This window comes from Streptomyces sp. NPDC058001, assembly GCF_042886315.1.
Taxonomy (GTDB): Bacteria; Actinomycetota; Actinomycetes; order Streptomycetales; family Streptomycetaceae; genus Streptomyces.
Genome location: NZ_JBHVQT010000032.1, coordinates 1 through 10,620, shown reverse-complemented (window position 1 = coordinate 10,620; position 10,620 = coordinate 1). Strand labels below are relative to the sequence as shown.

General features: G+C 70.2%; 8 protein-coding genes. 5 read left to right on the top strand and 3 right to left on the bottom strand.

The annotated features are described in order from the left end of the window. Nucleotides 1-521 precede the first annotated feature (521 nt). From ACFVT5_RS43055 to ACFVT5_RS43040, 4 genes are all read left to right on the top strand, one after another. Nucleotides 522-1,031 carry a MarR family winged helix-turn-helix transcriptional regulator gene (locus ACFVT5_RS43055; protein ID WP_389899718.1) on the top strand — a complete coding sequence of 170 codons (510 nt, stop codon included), beginning with the start codon at nucleotides 522-524 and terminating at the stop codon, nucleotides 1,029-1,031. Nucleotides 1,032-1,055: 24 nt separating this feature from the next. Beyond that, nucleotides 1,056-3,554, top strand: a complete 2,499-nt coding sequence (locus ACFVT5_RS43050) for an MFS transporter (RefSeq protein ID WP_389899717.1) — start codon at nucleotides 1,056-1,058, stop codon at nucleotides 3,552-3,554. Nucleotides 3,555-3,690: 136 nt separating this feature from the next. After that, a complete protein-coding gene (locus ACFVT5_RS43045) occupies nucleotides 3,691-4,509 on the top strand; it encodes a YceI family protein (RefSeq protein WP_389899716.1) in 819 nt (272 codons plus the stop codon). Nucleotides 4,510-4,519: 10 nt separating this feature from the next. Beyond that, the gene (locus ACFVT5_RS43040) at nucleotides 4,520-4,987 is read left to right on the top strand and encodes a PPOX class F420-dependent oxidoreductase (protein ID WP_389899714.1); all 468 of its coding nucleotides are present in this window, start codon (nucleotides 4,520-4,522) and stop codon (nucleotides 4,985-4,987) included. A 93-nt stretch (nucleotides 4,988-5,080) separates the two neighbouring features. Here ACFVT5_RS43040 and ACFVT5_RS43035 read toward each other — a convergent pair whose 3' ends face one another. Together ACFVT5_RS43035 and ACFVT5_RS43030 are read right to left on the bottom strand one after the other, a co-directional pair. After that, nucleotides 5,081-5,851, bottom strand: a complete 771-nt coding sequence (locus tag ACFVT5_RS43035; RefSeq protein WP_389899713.1) for a TetR/AcrR family transcriptional regulator — start codon at nucleotides 5,849-5,851, stop codon at nucleotides 5,081-5,083. Between the two features lie 88 nt (nucleotides 5,852-5,939). Beyond that, nucleotides 5,940-7,502 carry an MFS transporter gene (locus ACFVT5_RS43030; RefSeq protein ID WP_389899711.1) on the bottom strand — a complete coding sequence of 521 codons (1,563 nt, stop codon included), beginning with the start codon at nucleotides 7,500-7,502 and terminating at the stop codon, nucleotides 5,940-5,942. A gap of 131 nt (nucleotides 7,503-7,633) precedes the next feature. Here ACFVT5_RS43030 and ACFVT5_RS43025 point away from each other — a divergent pair, with 131 nt between their 5' ends. Continuing rightward, nucleotides 7,634-8,512, top strand: a complete 879-nt coding sequence (locus ACFVT5_RS43025; protein WP_389899710.1) for an endonuclease/exonuclease/phosphatase family protein — start codon at nucleotides 7,634-7,636, stop codon at nucleotides 8,510-8,512. A gap of 24 nt (nucleotides 8,513-8,536) precedes the next feature. Here ACFVT5_RS43025 and ACFVT5_RS43020 read toward each other — a convergent pair. Then, on the bottom strand, nucleotides 8,537-10,620 hold a 2,084-nt coding region (locus ACFVT5_RS43020), incomplete at its 5' end, for an ArnT family glycosyltransferase (protein ID WP_389899708.1).

Below are 10,620 nucleotides of genomic sequence, written 5' to 3'. Positions count from 1 at the left end.
GCTCCCTCAACCCCGAAAGATCATCGTGTCCAACGGCCACGGTCCTCGCAACTCCCACAGATCGCGGGTGTTGCGAGGACCATTAGAACCCAAGGGGGGCGCGACCCGGGGCCGGGCCCCAGCCGTCCCCGGGCTACCCGGCCGCTCCGCGGCGGGATTTGGGCTGCGCCCGGCAGATGCCTGGGGCAGGGCCGTGTCCCATTCCGCCGGACACAGCCGGCCGGGGCTGAGCGCCGTCGCGGCGGGATTGGGGCTGCGCCCCCAGCAAGCAACACCCGCACCCGCTGCGGCGGGATTTGGGCTGCGCGCCCAGCAGCGCCCCGAACCCGTTAGCAAATGGGGGTGCCCGCACCCCCCTCACCGGTATCAATCGCCCCACCCGCCCCTTCACCTGCACCTTTACCCATCCGCCCCCGCGCCTTTGCCAGGTTTTTAGTGCTGTCCTGGGGCTTTTCGTTTGCCTGTGGCAACCATGCTTCTCTATGGTTGCCCTAAGCAACAAATAATCTTGGAGGGGTGCTGTGGTGGATCGGGGGCGGTATGAGGAGCTGGCGCGGCAACTCAGTGTCATCGGCGCCGTGAAGCGCGGCATGGCCCGTGCGCTCCCGCAGGACTGTCCGCCGGGGTCGGCGATCGTCCTCACCGTGCTCGACCGGCACGGTGCCATGCGGATGAGTCGCCTCGCGGAACTGCTCGCCATCGACATGTCCGTGACCAGCCGGCATGTGGCGCACGTCGCGGAACGGGGCTGGATCGAACGGTCACCCGACCCCGCCGACAAACGTTCCCGCATCCTGCGGCTGACCCCCGCCGGCGAGGAGCGTCTGGAGCACATGTCCGAGCGCTACGTGGAGACGCTGGCCCACTTCCTGGGCGACTGGTCCGACGACGAGGTCGACCAGCTCTGCGTCCTGCTCGCCCGGCTCCGCGACAGCTTCGGCGACTGCCGAGCCCAGTCCGTGCGGCTCCCGCACCCCCCGACCGTATCTCCCGCGACTCCCCTTACTTCGACCACCCGTACATCCGGTTAACACCCGTTCAGGAAAAGGAAGTCCATGGCAACGACCACACCGGCCGGTGTGCGGGGCAGCCATGCCAAGCACGGAGGGGCGGCCCAGGACGGCGCCCCGATGACGCACCGGCAGATCATGGAAGCGCTCTCCGGGCTGCTGCTCGGTATGTTCGTCGCGATCCTGTCGTCCACGATCGTCTCCAACGCCCTGCCCCAGATCATCACCGACCTCGGCGGCGGCCAGAGCGCGTACACCTGGGTCGTCACGGCCGCGCTGCTCTCGATGACGGCGACCACCCCGCTCTGGGGCAAGCTCGCGGACCTCTTCTCGAAGAAGCTCCTGGTCCAGATATCCCTGCTCATCTATGTCGCGGGATCCGTCGTCGCGGGTCTCTCGCAGAGCGTCGGCATGCTGATCGCCTGCCGCGTCGTCCAGGGCATCGGCGTCGGCGGTCTCTCCGCCCTCGCGCAGATCGTGTTGGCCGCGATGATCTCGCCGCGTGAGCGCGGCCGGTACAGCGGCTACCTCGGCGCCACCTTCGCCGTCGCCACCGTCGGCGGCCCGCTGCTCGGCGGTGTCATCACCGACACCCCATGGCTGGGCTGGCGCTGGTGCTTCTACGTCGGCATCCCGTTCGCGCTCATCGCCCTGATCGTGCTCCAGAAGACCCTGCACCTGCCCGTCGTACGGCGCAAGGACGTCAAGGTCGACTGGTCCGGCGCCTTCTTCATCAGCGCCGCGGTCTGCCTGCTGCTCGTCTGGGTGACCTTCGCGGGCGACAAGTACGACTGGATGTCCTGGCAGACAGCGGCGATGGTCGGCGGCTCGGTCCTGCTCGGACTGATCTTCGTCCTCGTCGAGTCGCGCGCCAAGGAACCGATCATCCCGCTGCGGCTGTTCCGCAACCGCACCATCACGCTCGCCTCACTCGCCTCACTCTTCGTCGGTGTCGCGATGTTCGCGGGCACCGTCTTCTTCAGCCAGTACTTCCAGCTGGCGCGCGACAAATCCCCGACGATGTCCGGCGTGATGACGATCCCGATGATCGGCGGACTCTTCGTGTCGTCCACGCTGTCCGGGCAGATCATCACCAAGACCGGGCGCTGGAAGGCGTGGCTCGTCTCCGGCGGTGTCCTCGTGACGGCCGGACTCGGACTGCTCGGCATGATCCGATACGACACCCCGTACTGGCACATCGCGATCTACATGGCGCTGATGGGTCTCGGCGTCGGCATGATGATGCAGAACCTCGTGCTCTGCACCCAGAACCAGGTCGACCCCGCGGACCTCGGCTCGGCCAGCTCCATGGTCACCTTCTTCCGTTCACTCGGCGGCGCGGTCGGTGTCTCCGCGCTCGGCGCGATCATGGCGACCCGAATCACCGGTTACGTCAAGGAGGGCTTCGCCGCCCTCGGCCCCAAGGGCGAGGCGCTCGGTCACGGCGGCACCGGCGGCGGCGCCATCCCCGACATGGACACGCTGCCCCCGCCGATCCGTACGGTCATGGAGAGCGCGTACGGGCACGGCATCGCGGATGTCTTCCTGATCGCCGCTCCGATGGCGTTCCTGGCGTTCCTGGTGACCCTCTTCATCAAGGAGGTGCCGCTGCGGACCAAGGGCGCGCTGGCGCAGAGCGCGGAAGAGGGGACGGTTCCGGTTCCGGTCGCGGCCATGGCGTCCGCTTCGGCTCCGGCGGCCGTCGCTGCCACGGCTGCGATACCGGCCCAGGCTTCGGCGCCGGAACCCGTTCCGGTCCCGGTCCTCATGGACGGGCGCGCCGGGATTCCGGTACGGGGCTTCGTGCGCGGTGCCGAGAGCGCGCCCGTGCCCCGGGCCGCCGTCACGCTGATCTCGCTCGCCGGGCGCCAGTTGGGCCGCGCGGTCGCCCAGATCGACGGCTCCTACGCGGTCGACGCGCCGGGCTCCGGCTCCTACGTCCTGATCGCGTCGGCCGACGGTTTCCAGCCTCAGGCGTCCACCGTCGTGGTCGCCGGGGAACCGGTCGCGTACGACATCCTGCTCAGCGGGACCAGCGGGCTCGCCGGACTTGTGCGGGCCGTGGACGGCGGGGCTCCGGTCGCCGGGGCGATGGTCATCGTGACCGATGTCCGCGGTGATGTGCTGGCCACCGGAACCACCGGCGACCAGGGCGAGTTCACCTTCGCGGAGTTGGTCCCCGGGCCCGTCACGGTCGCCGTGAACGCGCCGGGCCACCGTCCGCTCGCCCTGCCCGTCGACGTCGGCTCCACCGGGGTCACCCGGATCGAGGTCGACCTGCGCGCGGGCGCCCAGGTCCTCGGCACCGTACGGACACCGGGCGGCGGGCCGCTGCACGACGCGCGGGTCACCCTCGTCGACGCGGCGGGCAATGTGCTCGGCACCGCGCGGACCGGGGTCGACGGGGCGTACGGGTTCACCGATCTCGACAGTGGCGAGTACACGGTCATCGCTACCGGGTATCCGCCGGCCGCGTCGACGGTCAGCGTGAACGGCCGGGGCGTGGACGGGCACGACATCGAACTCGCTCACCCTGGGGAGTAGTCGGGCGAGGAGTCAGGCGAGTTGTTATCGGTCGGGTGAAGCGGGACGGGTGGCACCCCCACTCGTCCCTTCCCGCCACGACGATGGCCCACGACAGTGACCGATTCAGCCGAGTTCATCAGAGGAGAACCACCAGATGGCAGTCCGTGGGCGGATTCGTACGCGGGACGGGTGGGCCGTGCCGCATGCCGTCGTCACCCTCACCGACATGACCGGCGCGCAGGTGCTGCGGGCCGGGGCCGACGACGAGGGCGCCGTACGCGACGGGACCGACCTCGCCCCCGGGTCGTACACGGTCATCGTGACCGCCGTCGGATACGCGCCCATCGCCTCGACCGCCCTGGTCACGGCCGGTGGCCGCGCCGAGATCGGGAATGTCGTCCTCGCCCGGCAGGGCGGCACCGAACTGCCGCCGCCCGGACCGTGGACCGTCGACCCCGCGCACTCGTCCGTCGGCGCGGTCGCCCAGCATCTGGGGATCTCCAGCGTGCACGGGCGGTTCACGGACTTCGGGGCGCGTGTCGAGGTCGCCGAGGATCTGGAGAAGTCCCGGGTCGAGGCGGTCATCCAAGCGTCCTCGATCGACACCGGCAACGGGATGCGCGACACCCATCTCAGGTCGGGGGACTTCCTCGACGTCGAGCGGTTCCCGGAGATCACGTACCGCTCGACCGGACTGACCCCCGCCGGGCCCGACCGCTGGACCGTCCACGGTGAGCTGACGATGCGGGGGGTGGTGCGGGCGGTGGATCTCGACCTGAGCTGTCTCGGGACCGGGTCCGATCCCTGGGGCGGAGTGCGGGCCGCCTTCCGGGCCACCACCGAGCTGCGGCGCGACGACTTCGCCATGCACTACAACCAGGTCGTCCAGGCCGGGATCTCCGCGATCGGTACGACGCTGAAGGTCACGCTGGAGATTCAGGCGGTCCAGGGCGAGGTGCTGCCTGAGGCGTAGGGTGCGGATCATGGCACCCAACATCGCTACGAACACCGCCGTCTCGCTGGACGAGTTGCTGGACTTCGTCCGGCCCCGGCATCGGGGGATCCTGCTGACGCGGCGGAGTGACGGGTCTCCGCAAAGTTCTCCTCTCGCCATCGGGGTCGACGACTCGGGGCGGATCGTGATGTCCACGTATCCGGAACGGGCCAAGACGCGGAACGCGAAGCGGGACGCTCGGGTCAGTGTTCTGGTGTTGAGCGATGACTGGAACGGGCCGTGGGTGCAGGTCGACGGAACCGCGGAGGTTCTCGATCTGCCGGAGTCCGTGGAGCCGTTGGTGGAGTACTACCGGAATATCGCCGGGGAGCATCCGGACTGGGACGAGTACCGGGACGCCATGCGGAAGCAGGGGAAGTCCATCATCCGGGTTTCACCTACCCGGTGGGGGCCGGTTGCCACCGGGGGCTTTCCTGCTCGGTTGACCGAGGACTAGGTTGCCGTTTCTGTCCGGCGCACCGGCACCTGGCGTTGTGCCCACCCGTTCCGCCGTGCGGAACGCCTGCCCACAACGGGGTTGACCCGGCGGCTAGCTCTCGGCCATTGCCTCGATGCCCTTGATCAGGAGTTCCAGGGCGAAGGTGAAGTCTCGTTCTCGCATTTCTTCCACCGTGTCGCCGCCCCTCGCCTCCATCAGGTCCGCTGATTCCTGGATCAGGGGGGCCAGGTCCGGGGTTTCCGTGATCGTGGTCATGGCTTCTCGGTAGTACTCGTCCTGGGTCATGCCCGCCGCCGCGCTGCGCTGCGCGAAGTGGCCCTCGATGGTGCCGAAGCCGTACACGAACTGGAAGATCGCCGAGATCGCGCCCGTCTGACCGTAGGTCGGCAGGCCCGTGCGGCGGATGACGCGCTGGACCGTCATGGAGAAGTCCAGCGAGTGCGGGCCGATGTTGAGGAAGGTGCCGGCCAGCGGGGATGTCCACGGGTGGCGGACCAGGAGCGACCGGTACTGGCAGGTGAGGGCGCGGAGTTGGTCGCGCCAGTCGTCCGGCGCGTCGGGGTCGGGGAGACTCAGTTCGCCGTAGACGTGGTCCAGGGCGAGTTCCAGGAGGTCGTCCTTGGTGTCCACGTACCAGTAGACCGACATGGCCGTGACGTTCAGTTCGGCGGCCAGGCGGCGCATGGAGAACTTGGCGAGGCCCTCCGCGTCGAGCAGCCGGACCGTCACCTCGGTGATGCGGTCCCGGTCCAGGCCGGACGCGTGCTCGCTGCGGCGTCCGGATCCGGCGCGCGGCGCCTTGCCCTCCAGCCAGACGCTTGTCCGTGCCGGACGCTCGGCCCGGTCGGCTGCCCTCACCATGGCGCACCTCTTCCCAGTGACGGTTCTCCGGGGGTGGGCTTCCCCGGAAGGCGGACCGGAATTCACCGGTCCGCCTTGTGCGCCGATGTTATGTGGCGCTCGTACGCGTGTCCGTGGCCGTGTCCTTGTTCGTGTCCTTGTTCGGTGGCCCCGACACCGCGGAGTCTGCCCTCTCCGCGCGCTGGAGCAACACCGCTGCCAGCAGTCCGCCGAGCAGCACCGCCACCGCGCCGACCAGTTGGCTGGTCGCCAGGCCCGAGGCGAACGCGTCGGCGATCTCCCGGCGTTCCTCCGCGGACGAGGCGGCGGCGAGCGCGGCCGGCAGGGATGCCGCGGAGACGGATACGAGCGCGAAGAAGCGGGAGTTCAGGACGGCGCCGAGTACCGCGACGCCGAGGCCGTTGCCGAACTCGGCGAGCGTGCCGTTGACGCCCGCGCCGACGCCCGCCTTCTCGGGCGGGATCGCGCTCATGATCGCGTTGGCCATGGCGGGCATGGCGAGTGCGATGCCCGCGCCCATCACGATCAGGCCGAGGAGCATTCCGCCGTACCCGCCGTCCGTGCCGCCCGAGAGCAGGGCGATCGCGGCGAGACCCCCGGCGAGAAGCGTCATCCCGGACGCGATGGTGCCGGGCGTGCCGAGCTTCGGCAGCAGCCGTGCGCCGAGACCCGCCAGGTTGAGCGCGACCACGGTGATCGCGAGCGGCGCGGTGCGCAGACCCGCCTCCAACGCGCCGTAGCCGAGGACGAACTGGAGATGCTGGGTGAGCAGATAGAGGGAGCCGCCCATGCCGAAGGCGACCAGGATCGCGCCCGCGACGGCGCCGACGAACCGCTGGTTGCGGAAGAAGTGCATGTCGAGCATCGGGTACGGGACGTGCAGCTCCCAGCGGACGAACGCGCCGAGGGCGAGTACGCCGACGCCTGCCGACGCCAGGACCTGGGCCGACGTCCAGCCGTGTTCGGGCCCGGAGATGATCCCGTAGACCACCGCTGTCATACCGACCGTGGAGAGGACCGCGCCGAGCAGGTCGGGGCGGTCGCCCTGCGGGTTCTTGGACTCGGGGACCAGCCGGACGACGGCGATCAGGCCGAGCGCGGCGACGGGGATGTTGATCAGGAAGATCGCGCCCCACCAGAAGTGTTCGAGCATCACACCGCCGAGCAGCGGACCGACCGCGAAGCCCAGGGAGTTGACGGTCGACCAGATGCCGATCGCCTTGACCCGCTCGGAGTCGTCGAAGATCTGCACGACGACCGCGAGGGTCGTGGTGATCAGCAGCGCACCGCCGATGCCCATGCCCGCGCGGGCCGCGATGAGCTGTCCGGAACTCTGCGAGAGGCCGGCGGCGAGCGAGCCGATCCCGAACAGGGCGAGTCCGGCGGCGAGCATCTTCCGGCGGCCGTAGCGGTCCGCCGAGCTGCCGGCGGTGAGCAGCAGACCGGACTGGACCAGCGAGTACGCGTTGATCATCCACTGGATGTCGGCTGTGGACGCGTCCAGTTCGCGGGTGAGCGAGGGGATCGCGACATTGAGCACGGTGTTGTCGAGGAGCACCGTGAGCTGCGCGAGCATGAGGACACCGAGGATCAGCCAGCGCCGGGGATGTGGGTGCGGGACGGTACTCGTCTCGGCGGTGGACGCCGTCATGCCAGCTCCTTATACGGTGTAAGTCGGGTGGGTGGGGTTCACCGTAGAGCAGCCGTTGTACGGCGTACAAGTAAGTTTTCGGGGGCGCGTCCCGTACCGGAAGTTCAGCCGGTCCCCCTAGCCTCACCGCCATGACACAGCCTCGACGTACTGTCAGATCCCTGTCCGTCAGATCCCTCTCCGCACTCGCCGCCGCCGGGCTGCTCGCCGGGCTCACCGCGCTTCCGGCCCAGGCCGCCGACTCCGTTCCGTTGCGCGTCGCCTCCTACAACCTGCACGCGGGCGCCGGTACGGACAACGTCTTCGACCTCGACCGGCAGGAAGCCGTGCTGCGCGGGCTGCGGGCCGATGTCATCGGGCTCCAGGAGGTCGACGTCCACTGGGGTGACCGCAGCCAGTGGCGCGACATGGCCGGGGAACTCGCCCAGCGCCTCGGCATGCGGGTGTACTTCGCCCCGATATACAGCTTCGACCCGCCCGCCGCGGGCGAGCCCCGGCGTGAGTACGGGCTCGCCGTGCTGTCCCGGTACAAGATCCGGTCGGCCGAGAACCACGACCTCACCCGGCTCTCCACCCAGGACCCGAACCCGGTGCCCGCCCCCGCGCCCGGCTTCCCCGAGGTCGTCGTCAAGGTCCGCGGGGTGCCCGTCCATGTGTACGTGACCCATCTCGACTACCGCGGCGACCCGTCCGTACGGATCGCCCAGGTCGCCGACACGCGCCGGATCATGGCCGAGGACTGCGACCCGCGCGGGACGTGTCCGGCGCGGATTCTGCTCGGGGACTTCAACGCCCAGCCCACCGCACCCGAACTCGCCCCGCTGTGGAAGGAGTTGACGGCCGCCGATCCGGGTGGGCCGACCTATCCGGCGCAGAATCCGACGCAGCGCATCGACTATGTCGCCGTCTCGCACGACACCGTACGGGTGCGCGACGCGGCGGTGGTCGAGACACTTGCCTCGGACCACCGCCCCGTCGTCGCCGACCTGACCATCAGGCGCGGCCACTGATCCCTCACCCCAGGGGGCTTCGGGTCAACTCGTCGGCTTGGTCAGGTCGTAGAAGGTCGTGCTGCCTGCCGTGACCTCTGTGTAGTGGGCCTCCACCCAGGTCGTGATCTCGGACGCGGTGCCGGACCCGCCGCCCATGCCGCCGCCTCCGCCGCCGCCCGAGATGAAGTAGTGGATCTTCCCGTCCTCGACGTACCGCTGGAACTGGGCGAGCGTCGGGGACGGGTCGCTCCCGTTGAAGCCGCCGATCGCCATCACCGCGTCACCGGTGGCGAGTTGGTAACTCGCCGCGTTCTGCGCGCCGATGGCCGCACCGGGCCAGGTGTAGTCGTCGGCGTTCGCCTCCAGGAGCTGCTTCGCCTCGGCGCTGACCTGGGCGCCTTCGAGCAGGCCGCCCATACCGCCGCCGCCCATGGCCCGGCCGCCTTCTCGGGCACCGGCACCGGCACCGGCACCCGGGGCCTGGCCCTGAGTCTGACCCTGCGCCTGGCCCTGGCCCTGTCGTCCCGCGCCCGCCTTGCCGGTCCCGCCGCCCGGTGCCGTACCGGCCGGCGGTGCCTGACCGGTACCGCCCCCGGGCGCCTGGCCCTGACCCTGTGCGCCGGGCGGTCGCATCCCGCCGCCGCCATCGCCGTCTCCGGCACCGCCACCTCCGCCGCCGCCGCCGAACCCGCCCCGGCCCGCGCCCGCCGGACCCGCCGAGACGATCGACCCCGTGTGCGCGGTGTCCAGCGTCGACAAGGTGTACGCGGTCGGGGCCGCCAGTGCCGCCACCCCGCTCACCGCCACCGCGAGCAGCGCCACCCGGCGCCCGAGCCGCGACGCGAGGAGCAGTCCCACCGCGCCGACGATGCCGCCGACCAGGACCGCCGTCCGCAGCCACGGCAGATAGTCCGGTGTCCTGCCCAGCAGGGTGTACGCCCACCAGGCCGTCACGCCGACCGTCGCGGCGAGGAACAGCGCCGCCCACGGCTTCGCGCGCTCCTCCCACAGGATCGTCGCGCCCATGCCGACGAGCGCCGCGATGTAGGGCGCGAGGGCGACCGTGTAGTACTCGTGGAAGATGCCCGCCATGAAGCTGAAGACGGCGACCGTCGTCAGCAGAGCGCCGCCCCAGACCAGGAACGCGGCGCGCGCGGCGTCCGTGCGCCTGGCCTTCCAGGTCACGATCAGACCGGCGACCAGCAGGATCAGCGCGGCAGGCAGCAGCCAGGAGATCTGGCTGCCGACGGCGTCGTTGAACATACGGCCGAGGCCGGTGGTGCCCCATCGGCCGCCGCCTCCACCGGCGCCACCGCCTCCTCCGCCGCCGCCCACGCTGCCGGCCTCATCGCCGTTGAGCCGGCCGAGGCCGTTGTAGCCGAAGGTCAGTTCCAGGAAGGAGTTGGTCTGCGAGCCGCCGGTGTACGGACGGGACGACGCGGGCCACAGTTCGACGATCGCGACCCACCAGCCGCCCGACACCAGGACCGCGAGCCCCGAGAGCAGTAGCTGACCGAACCGCTTGGGCAGCCGTACCGGCGCGCACACCGCGTACACGATCGCCAGCGGCGGCAGGATCAGGAACGCCTGGAGTGTCTTGGCGAGGAAGGCGAAGCCGACCGCGACGCCCGCCCACACCAGCCACTTGGTGCGGCCGTTCTCCAGGGCGCGCAGCACGCAGTAGACCGTGACGGTCATCAGCAACGCGAGGAGCGCGTCCGGGTTGTTGAAGCGGAACATCAGCGCCGCGACGGGCGTCAGCGCGAGGACCCCGCCCGCGATCAGCGCGGCGGCCGGACTGAACCGGCGCCGTACACCCGCGTACAGGACGGCGACCGTCCCCGTGCCCATCAGGACCTGTGGGGCCAGGATCGACCAGGAGCTGAGGCCGAAGATCCGTACCGACAGGTCCATCGGCCACAGCGCGGCGGGCGGCTTGTCGACGGTGATGGCGTTGCCCGCGTCGAGGGAGCCGAAGAAGAACGCCTTCCAGGACTGGCTGCCCGCCTGCGCCGCCGCCGAGTAGAAGGAGTTGGCGTATCCGGACGAGGACAGGTTCCAGAAGTACAGGGCCGTGGTGACGAGCAGCAGACCGAGGAACGCGGGGCGCGCCCAGCGGGGGTCTG

What these genes read in the sequence shown, in the direction of transcription:
- ACFVT5_RS43050 (WP_389899717.1), top strand. Translation starts at nt 1,056, where the DNA reads ATGGCAACGACCACACCGGCCGGTGTGCGGGGCAGCCATGCCAAGCAC.
- ACFVT5_RS43045 (WP_389899716.1), top strand. Translation starts at nt 3,691, where the DNA reads ATGGCAGTCCGTGGGCGGATTCGTACGCGGGACGGGTGGGCCGTGCCG.
- ACFVT5_RS43040 (WP_389899714.1), top strand. Translation starts at nt 4,520, where the DNA reads ATGGCACCCAACATCGCTACGAACACCGCCGTCTCGCTGGACGAGTTG.
- ACFVT5_RS43035 (WP_389899713.1), bottom strand. Translation starts at nt 5,851, where the DNA reads ATGGTGAGGGCAGCCGACCGGGCCGAGCGTCCGGCACGGACAAGCGTC.
- ACFVT5_RS43030 (WP_389899711.1), bottom strand. Translation starts at nt 7,502, where the DNA reads ATGACGGCGTCCACCGCCGAGACGAGTACCGTCCCGCACCCACATCCC.
- ACFVT5_RS43025 (WP_389899710.1), top strand. Translation starts at nt 7,634, where the DNA reads ATGACACAGCCTCGACGTACTGTCAGATCCCTGTCCGTCAGATCCCTC.